This window comes from Qipengyuania sp. BR81-2, from assembly GCF_055693895.1.
In genome coordinates this window covers 904,877-926,397 of sequence record NZ_CM146344.1, presented here as the reverse complement: position 1 = coordinate 926,397, position 21,521 = coordinate 904,877, and the positions used below count along the sequence as shown (strand labels likewise).

The 21,521-nt window shown below is 62.6% G+C and carries 15 protein-coding genes; 8 read left to right on the top strand and 7 right to left on the bottom strand.

Annotation, left to right across the window (positions count from 1 at the left end; translation table 11 throughout):
* Positions 1-12 precede the first annotated feature (12 nt).
* Positions 13-141 (bottom strand): hypothetical protein, encoded by a 129-nt coding sequence (locus ACZ1G8_RS04570; protein ID WP_472680603.1) that lies wholly within the window; start codon positions 139-141, stop codon positions 13-15.
* A 190-nt stretch (positions 142-331) separates the two neighbouring features.
* Between ACZ1G8_RS04570 and ACZ1G8_RS04565 the strand changes: the two genes are divergently transcribed.
* A complete protein-coding gene (locus ACZ1G8_RS04565; protein ID WP_472680602.1) occupies positions 332-1,000 on the top strand; it encodes a DUF4956 domain-containing protein in 669 nt (222 codons plus the stop codon).
* Between the two features lie 9 nt (positions 1,001-1,009).
* Here the strand turns inward: ACZ1G8_RS04565 and ACZ1G8_RS04560 are convergent, their stop codons facing one another.
* Both ACZ1G8_RS04560 and ACZ1G8_RS04555 read right to left on the bottom strand, forming a co-directional pair.
* Positions 1,010-2,044, bottom strand: coding sequence for a hypothetical protein (locus tag ACZ1G8_RS04560; protein WP_472680601.1), 1,035 nt, complete (start codon positions 2,042-2,044; stop codon positions 1,010-1,012).
* Positions 2,041-3,111 (bottom strand): metallophosphoesterase, encoded by a 1,071-nt coding sequence (locus tag ACZ1G8_RS04555; protein ID WP_472680600.1) that lies wholly within the window; start codon positions 3,109-3,111, stop codon positions 2,041-2,043. The genes ACZ1G8_RS04560 and ACZ1G8_RS04555 overlap by 4 nt, the downstream gene beginning before the upstream one ends.
* A gap of 343 nt (positions 3,112-3,454) precedes the next feature.
* Here ACZ1G8_RS04555 and rpoB point away from each other — a divergent pair, with 343 nt between their 5' ends.
* From rpoB to gltX, 4 genes are all read left to right on the top strand, one after another.
* On the top strand, positions 3,455-7,648 hold the full coding sequence (gene rpoB, locus ACZ1G8_RS04550; RefSeq protein ID WP_472680599.1) for a DNA-directed RNA polymerase subunit beta: 4,194 nt from the start codon (positions 3,455-3,457) through the stop codon (positions 7,646-7,648).
* A 60-nt stretch (positions 7,649-7,708) separates the two neighbouring features.
* Entirely contained in the window at positions 7,709-12,040 is a 4,332-nt protein-coding gene (rpoC, locus tag ACZ1G8_RS04545; RefSeq protein ID WP_472680598.1) for a DNA-directed RNA polymerase subunit beta', read from the top strand.
* Positions 12,041-12,208: 168 nt separating this feature from the next.
* The gene (locus ACZ1G8_RS04540) at positions 12,209-14,617 is read left to right on the top strand and encodes a putative bifunctional diguanylate cyclase/phosphodiesterase (RefSeq protein WP_472680597.1); all 2,409 of its coding nucleotides are present in this window, start codon (positions 12,209-12,211) and stop codon (positions 14,615-14,617) included.
* 64 nt (positions 14,618-14,681) lie between these two features.
* A complete protein-coding gene (gene gltX / locus ACZ1G8_RS04535; protein ID WP_472680596.1) occupies positions 14,682-16,028 on the top strand; it encodes a glutamate--tRNA ligase in 1,347 nt (448 codons plus the stop codon).
* A gap of 3 nt (positions 16,029-16,031) precedes the next feature.
* Here the strand turns inward: gltX and ACZ1G8_RS04530 are convergent, their stop codons facing one another.
* Both ACZ1G8_RS04530 and pyk read right to left on the bottom strand, forming a co-directional pair.
* Positions 16,032-16,211, bottom strand: a complete 180-nt coding sequence (locus tag ACZ1G8_RS04530) for a hypothetical protein (protein ID WP_472680595.1) — start codon at positions 16,209-16,211, stop codon at positions 16,032-16,034.
* Between the two features lie 119 nt (positions 16,212-16,330).
* Positions 16,331-17,800: a pyruvate kinase gene (gene pyk, locus ACZ1G8_RS04525; protein ID WP_472680594.1), complete on the bottom strand. Its 1,470-nt coding sequence runs from the start codon at positions 17,798-17,800 to the stop codon at positions 16,331-16,333.
* Between the two features lie 49 nt (positions 17,801-17,849).
* Here pyk and ACZ1G8_RS04520 point away from each other — a divergent pair, with 49 nt between their 5' ends.
* From ACZ1G8_RS04520 to ACZ1G8_RS04510, 3 genes are all read left to right on the top strand, one after another.
* Positions 17,850-18,161, top strand: coding sequence for a DUF1244 domain-containing protein (locus ACZ1G8_RS04520; RefSeq protein ID WP_472680593.1), 312 nt, complete (start codon positions 17,850-17,852; stop codon positions 18,159-18,161).
* 81 nt (positions 18,162-18,242) lie between these two features.
* Entirely contained in the window at positions 18,243-18,479 is a 237-nt protein-coding gene (locus tag ACZ1G8_RS04515; protein ID WP_221427552.1) for a DUF2312 domain-containing protein, read from the top strand.
* A gap of 58 nt (positions 18,480-18,537) precedes the next feature.
* Entirely contained in the window at positions 18,538-18,885 is a 348-nt protein-coding gene (locus ACZ1G8_RS04510) for a heavy metal-binding domain-containing protein (RefSeq protein ID WP_221427553.1), read from the top strand.
* Here ACZ1G8_RS04510 and trpS read toward each other — a convergent pair.
* Together trpS and murJ are read right to left on the bottom strand one after the other, a co-directional pair.
* Positions 18,882-19,898 (bottom strand): tryptophan--tRNA ligase, encoded by a 1,017-nt coding sequence (gene trpS / locus ACZ1G8_RS04505; RefSeq protein WP_472680592.1) that lies wholly within the window; start codon positions 19,896-19,898, stop codon positions 18,882-18,884. The two genes, ACZ1G8_RS04510 and trpS, sit on opposite strands and share 4 nt — an antisense overlap.
* A gap of 6 nt (positions 19,899-19,904) precedes the next feature.
* Entirely contained in the window at positions 19,905-21,509 is a 1,605-nt protein-coding gene (gene murJ, locus ACZ1G8_RS04500; protein ID WP_472680591.1) for a murein biosynthesis integral membrane protein MurJ, read from the bottom strand.
* Between the last annotated feature and the right edge of the window lie 12 nt (positions 21,510-21,521).

Here is a 21,521-nt window from a genome sequence, read left to right as displayed (position 1 = left end):
TTTGGCCGGTGATCAGGCGATGGCAGGCGCTGCGAGGATCGCGACCTGTGCGGCGGGCACGGTGGTCACGGTCTGGAGCGACATGACGGTGATGACGATGGCTGCGCAGGCAGCGGCGAATTGGTTGGTGAGACGGGTCATTTATCGAACTCCTTGATCTTCAATATCGATAATCAATAAGGCGAGTCGGATTTATTGTCAATCAATAATATTGAAAAACGATATGAGAAAGATCGAATTGCGATATGACACGCGGAAAGCTGCGGGTTTCCAGGCTTTTGCGCCCGCAGGAATTGGGCCTATAGTCGAGCAGGGGAGGGACTTTTCCGGGATGATCTTTCGCGCACTGCTGTTCAGGCTCACCCTGTTCTACCTCGTGGTGACGGGTGCGGTGCTGGGCGTCGTCGCCGCCGCTCCCTCGGTGGCGGACTTCCTTCCAATAGGCGGCGCACAGACCCTGCTCAGCCAGACCGTGAGCGATCCCTTCGGCGGAGTGCAGATCGGTGCGGAGAAGGTTGCCAACCTCGGAGGATCGGTTTTCTGGCTATTCGTCGCCGTGGCAGGCGCAGTGCTTACGACGCTGCCGGTGACCTGGACCTACATGGCAAGCAGAAGCCGCGCGGAATACGACCAAGCGCTGGTGGAGACGATGATCGTCCTGCCGATCGCGGTGACCGCCATTGTCGTGATGGTGCACAATTCGCTGGCGCTGGCATTCTCGCTCGCCGGGATCGTCGGCGGGGTGCGCTTCCGCAACACGCTCAAGAGTTCTGGCGATGCGATCTACATCCTGCTCGCGATCGGAATCGGCCTGGCCGCAGGTATCGGCGCGCTTGAGATCGCGCTCGTGATGACGATCATGTTCAACTACTCATTCGCGCTGCTCTGGATGGTCGATTATGGCGCCAAGGACGGCACCCATCGTTACCTGCGCTCACCCCAGCGCGAGGAGCCGGAAGACACGCATGATCAGTCCGGCGAGGGCAGCGAGCCGCGCTGAGGCGCAGGCCTACCGGCACTTCCTGAACAGCTCGCGCTCCATGGTATCGCTGCTCGAAATGTCTTCAAAGAACTCCGCGAGATAGCCGGTCATTGCCGTTCTCGCCCGTACATCAGCGTATGGGATGGCGGCGATCTCGGCCTCGAGTTCGCTTCGCAGCGATCGCAGGTTCTCTGCTTCGGCGGCAACGAGCCCGTTGAAGACGCAGAAGCCGCGGTAGACGCGCGTCTTTACCGACCGCGTCTCCAGCTGAGGGTGGGGCGTGGCATATGATGCGTCCACCAGGCCTGCATTGTCGAAATCGTACGGGACCGGAGTGAGGCCCCTGCGTGCAGCCTTGTCGGCGCCAAAAAGGCGCGAGTTGTGGCAGCAATCATGGCCTTCGGGGCTCAGCACCATCGACCAGTCGGTATTGCCGATCATGTACTGGAAGAGAGCGTATCGCGCTGCATCTTGCTGGTCGAGCCAGCTGACCGAAATGTCCGAAGTATCGATTTCCTTGCGTCCCAATCGGCGTGCGGCATCGTCGCCATCCTCTATGAAGAAGCCGAGCCGCTGCGTCACCAGCTCGCCCTCGTCCACATAGCTGATGCGCGCGAGCCTCACCCTCAGGCTTTCGGGCGTGACGATATTGTAGAGCCGGTACGCGGCGTATTCGCGCAGGATCGTCTGCTCCGAAGCATCGCGATCGCGGCAGTGGGTCACCAGTTTGATGCTTCCCTGGCGGTGGAAGAGCGAGCTCTCATCCGGTTTCTGAGGAAATGCGACGCGCAGCGGCGGGAAGCGGCAGTTCTCGCGCTTGCGCCGCGATTTGCCGCGTGCCGCAAGCGTGATCGCGTGGGTTTCGCCCGCGACCTCGATCTGCGCGGGGTAGGGATCGGTAGAACGCTGCGCGCGGCGAGAGATGTGCCCGACCGGGCCGGTAATGGTGACGTCGAGTGTCTCGTCGCTCGCAAAGAGGGGTGTAGCCTCTACCTCGCTGTCCTGCGCGCTCGCGGGCGCGGCGAAGGCGAGGGCCAGAGCGAAGCTCGCCAAACGGATCATTGCACTGGCTCCTCTTGTTGGGGGTGGAGCGCGCGTGATTTCCAGGTTCCGTCACGGTCTTTTTCATGCGCCGTCAGCACATCACCTTCGATGACGAGGAAACTCCTCGGGCCGCCGTAATGCGAGGAAATACCCGTATCGACGCGGATGAGCCTGCCGCCGAGATCGGTGACGATGCCCGAGACGGACGGCGTATGCGCCACGAGGAGGCGGTCCGCATCGTAGCGGGTCAAGACGGTCGCCAGTTCTTCCCCGCGCGACAGCCTTGCAGGATCTACTGGAGCCGGCTCCTCGCGGCGGACGTTTCCGCGGTACCAGAGCGGCCCGAGCGGTGCTTCGAGGATGCCGCGGTCGATGGCCTCGCCGCTGCCGAGCGCGTATTCGTGCCGGTCGTTGAGCATCTCCATAGGCTCGCGCGTCATCTCTTCGCTCAGCCCGCCGTGCACGAAGAGTGTTTTTCCGACCTTCGCGACAGCCGGGAGGCTGGCCGCCCAGCTTCCCAGTTCGCCGCCGGGACGCCAGGCCCTGCGATGTTCGAGCATTCCGAGCGGCGTTTCGGTGAACCACATGTCGCGCATTTGCTCGCTCGAAAGCCCCGGTTGCCGTTCCTTGTAAAAGGCTTCGAGAGCTTCGCGGTTCGCTTTCCAAGTTGCCTCGCGCCGCGCTTCCGAACTGTCGTCGCGAAAGGCCTCGTATTCTCCCGGGTCGACGTAGCGCAGGTCGCCAATGACATTCATCGCCTCGTGATTGCCGAGCAGCACGGTGACGCTTCCCCCAGCAGCTTCTGCCTGTTCGCCCAGCGACTGGAGATGCCGGATGATCCTCAGTGAGTCCGGCCCACGATCGGTGATGTCGCCCAGCTGGACGAGAGCGGTGTCCGCGCCGGCCCAGTCCCCTTCCTCGTCGATGAGGGCCGCCTGCCGGGCGATGTCCTCCCAGGCTTCGTAATCGCCATGAAGGTCTCCAACGGCGACGATCCGGGCTGCCGCCTCTTTTTCCTGCGCGTGCATTGGTGCGGCAACGAATGCCGAGATGGCCGCCAGGAACAGCAGGATCGCGCGCATCATCTCTCCCTCTCCTGCGCCCGTACTAACACAGATTGCCCGAGTCCGCAGACCGCCACATTTCGGGTCGTTTCACGAGGTTTGACAAAGCCCCGCGCGCTTCCTACATGCCCTCCCGACCGCACGCTTCGAGCGAGTCTGATTCATGCGCGGGGATCGGACACAGGATGGAAGCGGCGTTTCCATATCGCGACGCTTTATATGAGCTGCAGCTGCCGCCGCTATTGGCGTGCATTCGCTGCGGCCTTTTTGCGTCTCGCGATACGGCTCTCACGCGCATGAGACACTGATTTCCGGTCCCGACCGCGCGGGACCAGATGCACACGAGAAGAGGTACAAACCCCTTATGGCTACCAAGGCGAAGGCAACCCGAAACACAGCTTCGGGCACTGCAAAGCGGCGTATCCGCAAGATCTTCGGCGACATCCACGAAGTCGTCGACATGCCCAACCTGATCGAGGTCCAGCGCGAGAGCTACGAACAGTTCCTGCGCTCGAACAAGGAGATCGACTACGTCTCCGGCCTCGAAAAGACGCTGCGTTCGGTCTTCCCGATCCGCGACTTCGCCGGCACCGCCGAACTCGACTTCGTGCACTACGAACTCGAAGCGCCGAAATACGACATCGTCGAATGTCGCCAGCGCGGCATCACCTATGCTGCGCCGATGAAGGTCACGCTGCGCCTGATCGTCTTCGAAGTCGACCAGGAAACCGAGACCCGCTCCGTGCTCGATATCAAGGAGCAGGACGTCTACATGGGCGACATGCCGCTGATGACGGACAACGGTACCTTCATCATCAATGGTACCGAGCGTGTCATCGTCTCGCAGATGCACCGTTCGCCGGGTGTGCTGTTCGACCATGACCGCGGCAAGACGCACAGCTCGGGCAAGCTCCTCTTCGCTGCCCGCATCATTCCGTACCGCGGTTCGTGGCTCGACTTCGAATTCGACGCCAAGGACATCGTCAACGTACGTATCGACCGCAAGCGCAAGCTGCCGGTCACTGCGCTGCTCTATGCTCTCGGCCTCGACAGCGAAGGCATCCTCGACCACTTCTACGACAAGGTCGAATGGAAGCGCGCCACGGGCAAGAAGGGCGAAGGCTGGAACATTCCGTTCGTGCCCGAGCAGTGGCGGGGCCAGAAGCCGGCCTTCGCGCTGGTCGATGCCAAGACGGGCGAAGAAGTCTTCCCCGCCGGCCAGAAGATCAGCCCGCGTGCCGCCAACAAGGCTGCCAAGGACGGTCTCAAGACCCTGCTGCTCCCGACCGAGGAAGTCTTCGGCCGCTACGCCAGCGAAGACCTGATCGACGAAAGCACCGGCCGCATCTACATCGAAGCGGGTGACGAGGTCTCGGCCGAGAGCCTCGAGGCGCTCGACGCTGCAGGCGTCGACAGCCTGACGCTGCTCGACATCGATCACGTCAACACCGGCCCCTGGATCCGCAACACGATGAAGGTCGACAAGGCCGAGAACCGTGATGAAGGTCTCGAGGCGATCTACAAGGTCATGCGTCCCGGCGAACCGCCGACCAAGGAAACCGCAGAAGCCCTGTTCGAAGGCCTGTTCTTCGACGGCGAGCGTTACGACCTGTCGGCCGTTGGCCGCGTAAAGCTCAACATGCGCCTCGACCTCGATGCGGAAGACACCGTCACCACGCTGCGCAAGGAAGACATCCTTGCCGTGGTCAAGGAACTGGTCGACCTGAAGGACGGCAAGGGCGAAGTCGACGACATCGACAACCTCGGCAACCGCCGTGTGCGTTCGGTCGGCGAACTGCTCGAAAACCAGTACCGCGTCGGCCTGCTGCGCATGGAACGCGCCGTGAAGGAGCGCATGAGCTCGGTCGACGTGTCGACGGTCATGCCGAACGACCTTATCAACGCAAAGCCCGCCGTGGCTGCCGTGCGTGAGTTCTTCGGCTCGAGCCAGCTCTCGCAGTTCATGGACCAGACCAACCCGCTTTCGGAAGTCACCCACAAGCGCCGCGTTTCGGCGCTTGGCCCGGGCGGCCTCACCCGTGAGCGTGCCGGCTTCGAAGTGCGCGACGTTCACCCGACGCACTATGGCCGCATCTGCCCGATTGAAACGCCGGAAGGCCCGAACATCGGTCTGATCAACTCGCTCTCGACCTTTGCGCGCGTCAACAAGTACGGCTTCATCGAAACGCCGTACCGCGTCGTGAAGGACAACAAGGTCACCGACGAGGTCATCTACCTCTCGGCGATGGAAGAGCAGAAGCACACCGTCGCGCAGGCTTCGGCCGATCTCGACGACAAGGGCGGCTTCGTGGAAGAGCTGGTCTCGGCTCGCCAGAACGGCGACAACCTGATGGCTCCGCGCGACACGATCACGCTGATGGACGTCTCGCCCAAGCAGCTCGTCTCGGTCGCGGCATCGCTCATTCCGTTCCTGGAAAACGATGACGCCAACCGCGCACTGATGGGCTCGAACATGCAGCGCCAGGCCGTTCCGCTCGTGAAGGCGGAAGCACCCTGGGTCGGCACCGGCATGGAAGAAACCGTTGCCCGCGATTCGGGCGCGGCGATCACCGCCAAGCGCGGCGGCATCGTCGACCAGGTCGACGCGACGCGTATCGTGATCCGTGCCATCGGCGATGTCGAACCCGGCCAGTCGGGTGTCGACATTTACACGCTGCAGAAGTTCCAGCGTTCGAACCAGGACACCTGCATCAACCAGCGTCCGCTGGTGAAGGTGGGCGAGACGATCGAAGCCGGCGACGTTATCGCCGACGGTCCTTCGACCGACCTCGGCGAACTGGCACTGGGCCGCAACAGCCTCGTCGCCTTCATGCCGTGGAACGGCTACAACTACGAGGATAGTATCCTCATCTCCGAGCGTATCGTGAAGGACGACGTCTTCACCTCGATCCACATCGAGGAATTCGAAGTCATGGCCCGCGACACCAAGCTCGGCCCGGAAGACATCACCCGCGACATCCCGAACGTCGGCGAGGAAGCCCTGCGCAACCTCGACGAGGCGGGCATCGTCTACATCGGTGCGGAAGTGCACCCGGGCGATATCCTGTGCGGCAAGATCACGCCGAAGGGCGAAAGCCCGATGACGCCGGAAGAAAAGCTCCTGCGCGCCATCTTCGGTGAGAAGGCCAGCGACGTGCGCGACACCTCGCTCCGCCTGCCCCCGGGCGTTGCCGGTACCGTGGTCGAAGTCCGTGTCTTCAACCGTCACGGTATCGAGATCGACGACCGCACGCGTGCGATCCAAAACGAAGAGATCGAGCGCCTGCGCAAGGACGCCGCCGACGAGCGCGCGATCCTCAACCGTGCGACCTACAACCGCCTGCGCGACATGCTCGTCGGCCAGACTGCTTCGGCAGCTCCGAAGGGTGTGAAGAAGGGTTCGGAGATCACCGAAGAGGTGCTCGAGGGCGTCGACAAGCATGAGTGGTTCAAGTTCGCCGTTGCGGACGACAACCGCCAAGCACAGCTCGAAGCGGTCAAGTCGCAGTACGACGAGAGCGTGAAGGTCATCGACGACAAGTTCGAAGACCGGAAGGAAAAGCTCGAGCGCGGTGACGAACTCGCTCCGGGCGTGCTCAAGATGGTCAAGGTCTTCGTCGCGGTGAAGCGCAAGCTGCAGCCGGGCGACAAGATGGCCGGCCGCCACGGTAACAAGGGTGTCATTTCGCGCATCCTGCCGGTCGAGGACATGCCGTTCCTCGAAGACGGTACCCCGGTCGACATCGTGCTGAACCCGCTGGGCGTGCCTTCGCGCATGAACGTGGGTCAGATCTTCGAGACGCACCTCGGCATGGCTGCCCGTAACCTGGGCATGCAGATCGGCGAGCAGCTCGAAGAGTGGAAGAAGGCCAATCCGAACGCAGCCGAGGACTATTCCAAGGCCAAGCCGCCCGAAGCGGTCATCGAGCGACTGCACGAAGTCTATGGCGATCGCTACAAGGACGACCTCAAGTCGCGCTCGACCGAGGAAATCGTCGAGCTCGCTGGCAACCTTCGTACCGGTGTCCCGATGGGCACCCCGGTCTTCGACGGTGCCCGTGAAGGCGACGTCACGGTCGAACTGGAGAAGGCAGGCCTCGATGCAGACGGCCAGTCGGTCCTGTTCGACGGTCGTACCGGTGAGGCATTCGACCGCAAGGTCACCGTGGGCATCATCTACATGCTCAAGCTGCACCACCTCGTCGACGACAAGATCCACGCCCGTTCGATCGGCCCCTACTCGCTCGTCACCCAGCAGCCGCTGGGCGGTAAGGCGCAGTTCGGCGGCCAGCGCTTCGGTGAGATGGAGGTCTGGGCACTCCAGGCCTACGGCGCAGCCTACACGCTGCAGGAAATCCTCACCGTGAAGTCGGACGACGTGATCGGTCGTACCAAGGTCTACGAAGCCATCGTCAAGGGCGACGACACCTTCGAGGCGGGCATTCCGGAGAGCTTCAACGTTCTCGTCAAGGAAATGCGCAGCCTGGGTCTCAACGTCGAACTCAAGTCGCTCAGCGACGACGAAGACGACGACGGCCTCGCGATCGCGGCGGAATAAGGGGGTTAGCCACCCCCTCCGCTTTCCGCCCAATTGAATTACCCTTCAGGGAATTAAGTCATGAACGAACTGACCAAATTCACCAACCAGCTCGCGAAGCCCGAAACCTTCGACGAGATCCAGATCGGCATCGCCAGCCCCGAGCGCATCCGCTCGTGGTCCTTCGGCGAGATCAAGAAGCCCGAGACGATCAACTACCGTACGTTCAAGCCCGAGCGTGACGGCCTCTTCTGCGCACGTATCTTCGGTCCTGTGAAGGATTACGAATGCCTTTGCGGCAAGTACAAGCGCATGAAGTACAAGGGCGTCGTCTGCGAGAAGTGCGGCGTCGAAGTCACCGTGACCAAGGTCCGCCGCGAGCGCATGGGCCACATCGAGCTCGCCGCTCCGGTCGCGCACATCTGGTTCTTGAAGTCGCTGCCCTCGCGCATCGGCCTGCTGCTCGACATGCAGCTCAAGCAGCTCGAGCGCGTTCTCTACTTCGAAAGCTACATCGTCACCGAGCCGGGCCTTACCGCGCTCGAGAAGAACCAGCTTCTGACCGAAGACGAGCTGCTCGAAGCGCAGGACGAGTATGGCGAAGACGCGTTCTCGGCCGCCATCGGCGCCGAAGCGGTCAAGACCATGCTGATGGATCTCGACCTCGAGCAGGAAAAGGAAGATCTGCTGGAAGAGCTTGCGACCACCAAGTCGAAGCTCAAGCCCGCCAAGATCATCAAGCGCCTGAAGGTCGTCGAAAGCTTCATCGAATCGGGCAACCGTCCCGAGTGGATGATTCTCGAAGTCGTGCCGGTCATTCCGCCGGAACTGCGCCCGCTCGTCCCGCTGGACGGTGGCCGCTTCGCGACCTCGGACCTCAACGACCTCTATCGTCGTGTGATCAACCGTAACAACCGCCTCAAGCGCCTCATGGAGTTGCGCGCGCCGGACATCATCGTCCGCAACGAAAAGCGCATGCTTCAGGAAGCTGTCGACGCGCTGTTCGACAACGGCCGCCGCGGCCGCGTGATCACCGGTGCCAACAAGCGTCCGCTCAAGTCGCTCAGCGACATGCTCAAGGGCAAGCAGGGCCGCTTCCGTCAGAACCTTCTGGGTAAGCGCGTCGACTATTCGGGCCGTTCGGTCATCGTGACCGGTCCGGAACTCAAGCTGCACCAGTGCGGCCTGCCGAAGAAGATGGCGCTCGAACTGTTCAAGCCGTTCATCTACGCCCGTCTCGACGCCAAGGGTCTTTCGATGACCCTCAAGCAGGCGAAGAAGTGGGTCGAGAAGGAGCGCAAGGAAGTCTGGGACATCCTCGACGAAGTCATTCGCGAGCACCCGGTCCTTCTGAACCGCGCACCGACGCTTCACCGCCTCGGCATCCAGGCCTTCGAGCCCGTGCTGATCGAAGGTAAGGCCATCCAGCTTCACCCGCTTGTCTGCGCCGCCTTCAACGCCGACTTCGACGGTGACCAGATGGCCGTTCACGTCCCGCTGAGCCTCGAGGCGCAGCTGGAAGCGCGCGTCCTGATGATGTCGACCAACAACATCCTCTCGCCCGCAAACGGCAAGCCGATCATCGTGCCCTCGCAGGACATGGTGCTGGGTCTCTACTACCTGTCGATGGAACGTCAGGAGAAGACGCCCGAGTATGTCGACGGCGACAAGAAGGGCGAGAAGCACGAGCGCCTGCCGATGTTTGCCGACATGGCCGAAGTCCACCAGGCACTCGAAGTGAAGTCGGTCACGCTGCACTCGAAGATCATGGCCCGCGTCCCGCAGGCCGACGAGAACGGCAAGGTCGAAATGAAGCGTTTCGTCACCACGCCGGGCCGCATGCTGATCGGCGAATGCCTGCCGAAGAACCACAAGGTTCCCTTCGACATCGTCAACCGCCTGCTGACGAAGAAGGACATCGCCGACGTGATCGACGAGGTCTATCGTCACACCGGTCAGAAGGACACGGTGCTGTTTGCCGACGCCATCATGGTGCTGGGCTTCCGCCACGCGTTCAAGGCCGGCATCTCCTTCGGCAAGGATGACATGATCATCCCCGACTCCAAGGAGAAGATGGTCGAGGACACCAAGGCACTGGTTGCCGATTACGAGCAGCAGTACCAGGACGGCCTGATCACCCAGCAGGAAAAGTACAACAAGGTCATCGACGCGTGGAGCCAGTGTGGCGACCGCGTGGCCGACGCCATGATGGAAGAGATCAAGTCGCAGCCGATCGACAAGGACGGCAAGGAAGCGCAGATCAACTCGATCTACATGATGTCGCACTCCGGTGCGCGTGGTAGCCCGGCACAGATGAAGCAGCTGGCCGGTATGCGCGGCCTAATGGCCAAGCCTTCGGGCGAGATCATCGAGAACCCGATTATCTCGAACTTCAAGGAAGGCCTGAACGTTCTCGAATACTTCAACTCGACCCATGGTGCCCGTAAGGGCCTCGCGGATACCGCGCTGAAAACGGCGAACTCGGGTTACCTGACCCGTCGCCTCGTCGATGTGTCTCAGGACTGCGTCATCGTCGAAGAGGACTGCAAGACCGACAACGCGCTCGAAATGCGCGCCATCGTGCAGGGCGGTAGCGTTATCGCCTCGCTCGGCGAGCGCATCCTCGGCCGCACGGTTGCCGAAGACATCGTCAACGCCTCGACCGACGAAGTGATCGTCAAGGCCGGCACGCTCGTCGACGAGCCGATGGTCAAGGTCATCGAGGAAGCGGAAACGCAGGTCGCCAAGATCCGCTCGCCGCTCGTCTGTGAAGCCAAGCAGGGCGTTTGCGCCACCTGCTACGGCCGTGACCTTGCTCGCGGTACGCCGGTCAACATCGGTGAAGCTGTCGGCGTTATCGCCGCGCAGTCGATCGGTGAGCCCGGCACGCAGCTGACCATGCGTACCTTCCACATCGGCGGTGCCGCACAGCTCAACGAGACTTCGCATCTCGAAGCAGTGTCGGATGGCAAGGTCGTTTATCGCGACATGCCCACCATCACCGACAAGAAGGGCCGTATCCTGTCGCTCGCCCGTAACGGCGAACTGGCAGTGATCGACGCCGAAGGGCGTGAGCGCGAAATCCACAAGGTGCCTTACGGTACCGTGCTGATGCACAAGGATGGCGGCAAGGTGAAGGAAGGCGATCGTCTGGCAGAATGGGATCCGTTCTCGCTGCCGATCATCACCGAGCAGTCGGGCGTGGTCCGGTTCCAAGACCTCGTCGACGGCACCTCGATGGAAGAGCGCGTCGACGATGCCACCGGTATCGCCCAGCGTGTCGTTACCGAAATCCGCACCAGTGGCCGCGCGAAGAAGGAAGACCTGCGTCCGCGGCTTACCCTCTTCAACGATGCCGGCGACGATACGGAAGCCGCGCGCTACATGCTGGCGCCGGGTACCGCGCTGTCGGTCGAAGACGGTGCCGAAGTGCAGGCAGGTGACATCCTCGCCCGTGCTTCGCGTGAAGCCGCCAAGACCCGTGACATCACCGGTGGTCTGCCGCGTGTTGCCGAGCTGTTCGAGGCCCGCGTGCCGAAGGACAATGCGATCATCGCCAAGATTTCGGGCAAGATCGAATTCGTCCGCGAATACAAGGCGAAGCGCAAGATCGCGATCGTTCCGGAGGAGGGAGATCCGGTAGAGTACCTGATCCCCAAGACCAAGATCATCGACGTTCAGGAAGGCGACTTCGTCAAGAAGGGCGACACGCTGATCTCGGGCTCGCCGAACCCGCACGACATCCTCGATGTCCTCGGGATCGAGGCGCTGGCCGAGTATCTCGTGAACGAGATCCAGGAAGTCTACCGACTGCAGGGCGTGAAGATCAACGACAAGCACATCGAGGTGATCGTTCGCCAGATGCTGCAGAAGGTCGAGATCACCGACGGTGGCGACACCGTGCTGCTGCCGGGCGAACAGGTCGATCTGGAAGAGCTCAACGAGACCAATGCGAAGCTCGCGAAGAACAAGGAGCCCGCCAAGGGCACCCCGATCCTTCTCGGCATCACCAAGGCCTCGCTGCAGACGCGTTCGTTCATCTCGGCTGCGTCGTTCCAGGAAACCACCCGCGTGCTCACCCAGGCTTCGGTCGAGGGCAAGAAGGACACGCTGGTTGGCCTCAAGGAAAACGTCATCGTGGGCCGTCTCATCCCCGCCGGTACCGGTGCGGGCATGAACCGCATGCGCGTGACCGCCTCCAGCCGCGACGCTGCACTCCGTGCACAGTGGAAGAAGGCGCAGGAAGCGATCATCGCCGCCAACACCGCAGAAGAAGAGCACGAAGCCGAACTGGCCCAGGGCCCGGAAGCTGCGATCGGCGACGATCCGCTGGCAGCCATGGAAGGTGAAACCCACGGCACCGATGCCGATGCGGGTGATTACCTGAATGAGGAGGCGAAGGACGGCGAATAAGCCTCTTCTCGTTACCTGACAGATTGGACCTCGCCGGAGCGATCCGGCGGGGTCTTTCTGTATCGGCCTCAAGAAAGGCTGTAAGACCACAGAAAACCGGCGCTTGACCCTTGGGCGGCAAACTTGCACCATCACTCCCGGACGTGAAGGGGAATAAGTCGCACCCGGATGAGTGTCCAAGGGGGTAAGGCCGTGCAGCTTGCAGGTCTCGAAACAGAGCAGTCATCGGGGCCCGGGGAGGCCCCTCACTCGGATGAACTCGAGCACCTGCTGCTATATCGCCGGCTGCGCAGTTTCAGTTCCGGCGCAACGATCTCGCTCATTCCAGCAGTGGGGGCGATCCTCACACTTCTCTATACATTCTGGAACGACGCACCGCCGGCGATGATCGCCGCCTGGGCGCTGACCCAGATCGCGCAGCTCTGCGTATTCGTGATCCTCGACCGCCAGATCGACATCGAGACCGCCTCTCTCGACGAGATGCGGCGCCACTGGCGCAAATTCCTGATCCTGCAGGGTGTCGGAAGCACGATCTATGTCGTGATCTTCCCCTATCTCGCGCAATATGCGCAGGGTCTCGACATAGCCGTGCTCGGCATCGTGGGGACCGCGATCCTTTGCGGCGTCCTGCTGGTTCATCGTACCGCGCCGAAGGCTGCGACTTTCCACGTGCTGACGATGTCGCCCTCGCTGTTGCTCACCGCGTGGCTGATCGGCGGTGCTGGCGCGTGGCCGACGATGGTGCTGATTGTGTCCTTCGCCTTTGCACTTTTGGCCGCCATCCGCGCGCAGGACCGCAATTTCGTCCAGGCAGCGCGCTCGGAAGTCGAGCGGCGCGAGAGCGACATGACGGTTCGCATGCTGCTGAACGATTACGAGGAGCAGTCATCCGACTGGCTCTGGACGGTCGGGCCGCGCGGCAATCTGCGCGACGTGACATCAGGCCTCGCAGAGGCGCTCGGGCGGGACGAGAAGGATCTCGAGGGTTCACCGCTGCTCGACCTTTTCCAGCTTGGCGAAAAGCGAGACGAGCTTGCGCGGCATATCGTCGAGCGCAGCCCGTTCCGCGACCTGCTTGTCAAGCTCCGGGTGGCAGGCGAACTGCGCTACTGGCGCCTTTCCGCGCGGCCGCGCGTCGATGGCCGGATGAGCGGCGTCGCCCGCGACGTGACCAACGACAAGCTGATCGAGGACCGCGTCGCCTTCATGGCGCATTACGACAACCTCACCGGCCTTGCGAACCGTTACCTCTTCAACGAGCGGCTGCGGGGGCTGGCGGGCGAAAACCGGTCCAATGGCGCAAGCATCGCGCTGTTCTATCTCGATCTCGATGATTTCAAGGCAATCAACGATACGCGCGGACACCTCGTTGGAGACCGCCTTCTGCGCGAGGTCGGAACGCGGCTCGAGCAGGAGATCCGCAGCGAAGATCTCGTCGCCCGCCTTGGCGGGGACGAATTTGCCGTCCTCATCGAAACGCGTGCCGGAGACGGATTGTTGATCGAGCGCGCGCACCGCTTCCTCTCGGTTATCCGCGCTCCATATGAAATCGAGGGCCAGCTCTACCGCGTGTCGACCAGCGTCGGCGTGGCCCGCTGCATCGATGGCGATTGCGATGCGGACGAGCTGATGCGCCGGGCCGATCTCGCCCTCTACGCGGCGAAGGAGAAAGGGCGCGACAACCTCGCCCTGTTCGAGCCCGAACTCGATCGCAAGGCACGCGAACGTCGCCAGGTGGAGGCCGATCTCGCCGATGCGCTGTCGCGCGGCCAGATGCGTCTGCACTACCAGTCGATCGTCGATCTCGACACCGGCGAAATGACTGGGATCGAGGCCCTGATACGCTGGTATCATCCGCAGCGCGGTGTCATTCCGCCCACCGAGTTCCTGCCGGTGGCAGAGGAAACCGGCATGATCGCCGCTATCGGCGAATGGGCCATTCGTGAATCCATCGCCGAGGCTTCGGCCATGCCGGGGGATTTCCGGCTCGCTATCAATCTCTCGCCGACGCAGGTGAAAAATCCCAACCTCGTCGCCACGGTGGCGCAGGCGATCCACCAGCATGGCTTCACCCCCGAGCGGGTCGAACTGGAAATCACCGAGCACGTGCTGCTCGACCAGAGCGATGTCAGCCGCTCCACACTCATGCGCCTGCGCGAACTCGGCGTGAAGATCGCGCTCGACGATTTCGGCACAGGCTATTCGTCGCTCGGCTACCTGCGCAGCTTCCCCTTCGACCGGATCAAGATCGATCGGGTTTTCGTAGAAGACGTCGTTGCCGACATGCACAGCAAGGCCATCATCTCGAGCATCACGCGCCTCGCCGATGCACTGGGCATGCAGACGACAGGAGAGGGCGTCGAGAATCCCGAGCAGCTCGAAATGCTGCGCAAGCTCGGTGTCGAGGAGGCGCAGGGTTTTCTGATCTGCCGACCGGCACCGGCCGAAGATTTCGTTCCGGGCAACCCCGATGCTGAGGATGCTTCATTGCAAGATCCCCATCCGGGCAGTGACTTCGTGGACTATCGCGAGCGCCGCGCGAGGGCCGTGAAGCGGCGCGGCGGCAAGGCCGCCTGACGCGCAAGAGCAAGCCGCTCAACCGTCTCGCCAACCTGTTCGCCATGCGCTATCGGCGCAGCCCATGACCACGATCACGCGTTTCGCGCCATCGCCAACGGGCAGGCTCCATGTCGGCAACATCCGCACGGCGCTGCACAACTGGATGCTCGCCAGGAAGGTGGGCGGGCGCTTCCTGCTGCGAATCGACGACACCGATGCCGAGCGCAGCCGCGAGGAATTTGTCGAGGCGATCCGCGAGGACCTCGACTGGCTCGGGCTGACGCCCGATGGCGAGGAACGCCAGTCCGAGCGGCTGGCGAAGTACGAGGCCGCATTCGAAGCGCTGAAGGCTGCGGGCCGCGTCTACCCAGCATACGAGACCGCGCAGGAACTCGAACTCAAGCGCAAGATCCAGCTCGGGCGCGGATTGCCCCCGATCTACGATCGCGGTTCGCTCAAGCTGAGCGAGGAAGAACGGGCCGCCAAGGAAGCTGAAGGCATCTCGCCGCACTGGCGTTTCAAGCTCGATCATGATGAGCCGATTCGCTGGGAGGACGGCGTTCGCGGACCCCAGACATTCCACCCTGCGCAATTGTCCGACCCGGTCATCCGCCGCGCAGACGGAAGCTGGCTCTACATGCTGCCGAGCGCTGTCGACGATCTAGATATGGGCGTCACCGACGTCCTTCGCGGCGAGGACCACGTCTCGAATACTGCAGTGCAAATTCAGATGTTTACCGCGCTTATTGCTGCACAAAATGCTGCGCAGCAAATTCCGCGGTTTGCGCACGAGGCCTTGCTCGTCGGAAAGGAAGGAAAGCTCTCCAAGCGCCTCGGTTCGCTGGGCTGCGATGCTTTCCGCGAGCGCGACATCGAACCCGAAGCGATCATTGCGTTGCTTGCCCGTCTCGGGACGTCGCAGCCGGTCGAACCGATCGCCGATCGTGGCCTGCTAGTTGAGACTTTCGACCTCTCCACTTTCGGCCGGGCTCCGGCAAAGTTCGATGACACCGAACTCGATCGCCTTAATGCAGCGATCGTGCATTCCCTGCCCTTCGACGCGGTGGCCGACAGGCTGCCGGAAGGAATGGACGAGGCGGGTTGGCATGCCATCCGGCCGAACCTCACGCATTTATCCGAGGCTGGCGAATGGTGGCGGCTGGTGACCGGACCGATCGCCGAACGCGATTTTTCCGAAGAGGACCGCGAATACCTATCGACTGCCGCCCAGCAGCTCGAATGGGGCGAGGATCCCTGGCGCACGCTGACCTCCGCGTTGAAGGAGGCGACAGGTCGCAAGGGCAAACAGCTCTTCCTGCCGCTGCGCCAGGCGCTGACCGGGATGGATCACGGCCCAGACATGGGCGAACTGCTTCCGCTTATTGGAGAGAGGGAAGCGCGCGCGCGTTTGCAGGCGGCGTCCTCCTGACGATTATAGATCGATACGCTTGTTTGGTTCGCTGGCGATTTCCTCGCGCAGTTCGCGGACCGCACGGTCGGATTTCATTTTCTGCGCTTCCGGCATGTTGCGGTTCTGCAGCCAGCTATAGATGAATGCGGCGAGCAATAGCAGCGGTCCGCCGATCAAGATGATTGCCCAAAGGCTCGACATGGAATTCTCCTGATTTGGTGTTCAGGAGATCAACGGAAACCAGCCGCGGTCTTTCCGGGAAGAAGCCGATCACAGTGAATTGTGAGGTGCCAGTTTGCCTTGCGGTCCGCGGAAGTCCGTCAGCCGCCGTGCCTTTCCAGCTCGTCGCCGCTAATGGTGACGACATGCATCAGGTTGGTCGACCCGGGGGTTCCGAAGGGAACACCGGCGAGGGCGATCAGCTTGCTGCCTGCCTTGCCGAATCCATGGCGCAGCGACATGCGCTTGCCCTTGGCGATCATCTCTTCGAAGCTGCCGATATCCTTCGTCGCCACCGCGTGCGCGCCCCACAGGAGGGCGAGGCGGCGGGCGGTCTTCATGCTTGGTGTTAGCACCAGCATCGGCACGTTCGGACGTTCGCGGGCAACGCGGCGCGCGGTCGAGCCGGAACCGGTGAAAACGGTAATCGCCTCGATCGCGACGGTGTCGGCCACGGTCATGCAGGCATGGGCAAGCGCGTCTGCCGTAGTGCTGTCAGGCGGCGTGTCGAGGAAACGCACGCGTTCGAGATAGGCCTCGTCGCTTTCGACCTGCCGCGCGATCCGGTGCATGATGGTGACCGCTTCTTCGGGCCATTCGCCCGCTGCGGTCTCCGCGCTCAGCATGACCGCGTCTGCACCGTCGTAAACTGCGTTCGCAACGTCGGAGACCTCCGCGCGCGTCGGAGCAGGACTCTCGATCATGCTCTCGAGCATCTGCGTCGCCACGATCACGGGCTTGCCCGCGGTGCGCGTCTTGTTGACGATCTTCTTCTGAAGCGGCGGAACTTCCTGCGGTTCCAGTTCCACGCCGAGGTCGCCGCGCGCGACCATGATGCCGTCGCTCAGCTCGATGATCTCGTCGAGACGGCGGACCGCCATAGGCTTCTCGATCTTGGCGCACAGCGCGCCCGCGCCGCCCATGAGCTTGCGCGCTTCGGCAAGGTCTTCGGGGCGCTGGACGAAGCTCAGGCCGATCCAGTCGACGCCCTGGTTCATCGCGAAGGCGAGGTCCTTGCGGTCCTTGTCGGTCAGCGCAGGGATCGGGACTTCGGCATCGGGCACGTTGACGCCCTTGCGGTCGGAAATGACCCCGCCGACTTCAGCCGAGCAGAGGATTTCGTTCTCGTCGGCGCGGATCACCTTGAGGCGGATCTTGCCGTCGTTGATCAGCAGGCGCTGGCCCTTTTCGAGCAGGCCGAAAAGCTCGGGATGCGGCAGCTCGACGCGGGTTTCGTCGCCGGGCTCGGGATTTCGGTCGAGCGTGAAATGGCCCGAATGGCGGATGACCGCCTTGCCGTCCTTGAACTTGCCCACGCGCAGCTTGGGGCCCTGCAGGTCGGCGAGGATTGCGATCGGGCGATGGAAGTCCTTTTCCATCTGGCGGATCGCCTTGATCGTTTTCTCGTGATCGGCATGTTCGCCGTGGCTCATGTTGACGCGGAAAGCGTCGACACCTGCCTCGAACAGGCGGGCGAGCATTTCGGGCGACCGGCTGGCCGGACCGACGGTGGCGAGGATCTTGACCTTGCGGCCACGCGGATCGACACGCTTTGGATCGAGCTTATGCATGGACAACGCCTATGGCAGAGCCACGTGGCAACTCAAGGACAAGTGTGAAATGGATACGAATACAGACCCGCTCGACGCCCTTCCCGATGCCGTAGCGGCACAGGCCTTTCGCAGGCTGGTTCGCCACCTCCAGCATCGCCACGATGCGCAGAATATCGACCTGATGGGGCTCTCCGGATTTTGCCGCAACTGCCTTGCCGACTGGATCCGCGATGCAGGCTTCGAAGTTGACAAGCCGGCCGCGCGCGAGCTGATCCACGGCATGCCGCACGACGAGTGGAAGGCGACCCGCCAAACGCCCGCGACCAAGGAACAGCTTGCCCGGATGGAAGCGAGTATCGCGAAAAATCGCGTGGACTAGCGAGTCGCTGCCTTCACCCGAAAGGCGGCGATGGCTATCGAGCCCATCAACCGATTCTCATTTCATTGGAGCACCACCCAAATGGCCGAAGCCACCGACGACCGCCTGCGCCTGCTGATCGAGCGCATCGAACGCCTCGAGGAAGAAAAGAAGGGCATCGCCGACGACATCCGCGACGTCTACGCCGAGGCCAAGGCCGTGGGTTACGACACCAAGATCATGCGCCAGATCATCCGCCTGCGTAAAATGAAACCGGACGAGCGCAGCGAGCAGGAAACCATCCTCGACACTTACAAGGCCGCGCTCGGGATGGGTTGATTTCGGCGGCAGCCGACCTATCTGTGCAATACACCTTGACTAGATGAAGGAACTGCACATGCCCGGACCCTGGAAAGATGCGCGCGGCGTCATCGTCACGACCACACCCACCATCGAGGGGCAGCCGATCCGGGAATATCTGGGCATCGTGACCGGCGAGGTGATCGTCGGTGCGAACCTCTTCCGCGACCTGTTCGCCAATATCCGCGACATCGTGGGCGGCCGCTCGGGCAGCTACGAGCGCATCCTTGCCGATGCACGCAACCAGGCGATCGAGGAACTGCAGGCCGAGGCCGCGACGCGCGGCGGCAATGCCGTGGTCGGCATCGACCTCGACTACGAAGTGATCGGCGATACCGGATCGATGCTGATGGTCTCGGCCAGCGGCACCGCGGTGAAGGTCTAGCCCCTTACGAGGCCCAGCGCCTCGTAGGTCTTCTCAAGAGTTGGAACTGCGATCTCGCGGGCTTGTGACGCGCCGCGCGCGAGGATCGCGTCGAGTGCCTCGCGGTCTTCGAGAAGGCCGTTGAAGCGCTCTGAGATCGGGCGCAGCGTCTCGACCAGCAGTTCGCCCAGCGCTGGCTTGAACTTGCCGAAGCCTTCGCCGCCGAAGTCCTTGAGGACGCTTTCGACGCCTGCGTCGGTCAGCGCGGCAAAGATCGTCACGAGGTTCAGTGCCTCGGGGCGGTCTTCCAGACCCTTTTCCTCGCTCGGCAGCGGCTCGGGATCGGTCTTCGCCTTCTTGACCTTCTTCATCACTTCGTCGGCGCTGTCGGAAAGGTTGATACGGCTCATGTCCGAAGGATCGGACTTGCTCATCTTCTTGCCCCCATCTCGCAGGCTCATGATGCGCGCGGCCTGCGGCGGCACGATCGGATCGGGCAGGGCGAAGACAGGTGCTTCTTCCGAAGCGAAGTCGTTGTTGAACTTCTGCGCGATGTCGCGGGCGAGTTCGAGATGCTGCTTCTGGTCCTCGCCTACAGGCACGTGCGTAGCCTGGTAGAGCAGGACGTCTGCGGCCTGCAGCACGGGGTAGGTGAACAGCGCGACGGACTGGCCCTCGCGGTTCTTACCCGCCTTGTCCTTCCACTGCGTCATGCGGTTGAGCCACCCCATGCGTGCCGTGCCGCCCAGCAGCCATTGCAGCTCGGCATGCTGCGGCACCTGTGCCTGGTTGAACACCACGCTCTTTGCAGGATCAATCCCGCAGGCGACCAGCGCTGCGGCCATTTCGAGCGTACCCTTGTGCAGCTCGGCCGGATCATGCGGCATGGAAATCGCGTGCAGGTCGGCAAGGAAGAACAGGCATTGCGAGCCTTCTTCCATGGCGTCCTGCATGCGCACCCAGTTGCGGATCGCACCCAGGTAATTGCCGAGGTGGAGATTGCCGGTGGGCTGGATGCCGGAAACAACGCGCATGATGACTTACGGAGCTTTCTTCTTTGTGAGGGCAGCGATGCGCTGCCTGTCGATGGCGCCGACCATGAAGGCAACGCCGAAATACACCACCGCCGAACACAGCACGAGCACGAGCAATGCGCCGAGGCGCTCGAACAGGCCGGCGGAATACCAGCCGGTTAGCAAATCGCGCGCGAACCACAAGGCGGCTCCCATGGCCGCCGCCGCGAGCAGCTGGCGTGCAACGCGGCCGAGCAGCGCGAACGGGACCGTGTAATAGTCGCGCCGCACGAGCACGGCGTAGAGGAAAGCCACGTTGATCCATGCGCCGATGACGCTGGCTGCGGCGATACCCGGTACGCCGAAGCCGAGCGGCTCGATCTCGATCCCGGGAAGCGAAAAACCGATGTTCCAGACGCAGCTCGCGATGAAGACGAACAGCGAAATGAAGGCTGCGACGACGGGCGTCTTCGTATCCGATCGGGCGTAGAAGTTCGGCACCAGAACCTTCACCAGCACATAGGCGGGAAGGCCGAGGACGAGAACGCCCAGCACGGCACCGGCGGCATTTGCGTCTTCCATGGTGAAGCGTCCGCCCTGGAAGATCATGGTGATGAAGGGCGTGGCGCAGATCGCCAGCGCTACCGCGGCCGGGATCGTGAGCAGCATGGAAAGCTCGATCGCATCGGACTGGACGCGGTCGGCGCCCTCGCGGTTCTCGCCGCCGACGAATTTGGACAGCGTGGGAAGGATAGCTGTCGAAAGCGCAATGCCGATTATGCCGAGCGGCAGCTGGTTGAGCCTGTCGGCATAGTTCATGTGGCTGACCGCCCCGGTCGCCAGCTGGTTCAGGAAGAAGAGCTGGACGAGCGTGTTGATCTGGTAGGCACCGCCGCCGATGGCCGCGGGCAGGGCGATGATCGAAAGGCGCTTCACCTCGGGCGTGATACGTGGCCAAAGGATGCGCGGGCGGAAGCCTTCGACGCGTGTCCAGATGTAGAGCCACACCAGCTGCATGATACCCGCAAGGGGCACTGCCCAGGCAACGGCCAGACCGACGCGCTCTACGCTCCAGCCCATGGTCTCAGCAGCGTATTCCCCGCCAAGCAGCGCTGCGATCAGCACGAAGTTGAGAATGATCGGGAAGCTCGCGCCCGGTGCGAAACGGCTCACCGAGTTCAGCATGCCTGTGAACAGCGTCACCAGGCTGACGAGCAGGATGTAGGGAAACATGATCCGCGCGAACATCACGGCCATGTCGAAATTGTCCGGGTCGACCGGGTGGTCGGCGAGCAGCCAGATCACGCCCGGCATGGCGATCATCATCACCGCGCACAGCAGGATCAGGACGGGGAGGAAGATGCTCAGGACGTCGTTGGAGAAGCTGCGTGCGCTCTCGAGCCCGCCGTCACCGTGCAGGCGCTTGGAGAACATCGGCACGAAGGCGGCCGAAAACGCGCCCTCCGCGAACAGGCGCCGGAAGACATTGGGGATGATGAACGCCTGGAACCAAGCATCGGTCACCGCATTGGCGCCGAGCACGCGGGAGAAGATCATCTCGCGCACCATCCCGGCGATGCGGCTCACCATGGTGAGCGAGCCGATCGTGCCGACGTTCTTGAGCAGGCTCATGGTGGAGCCGCG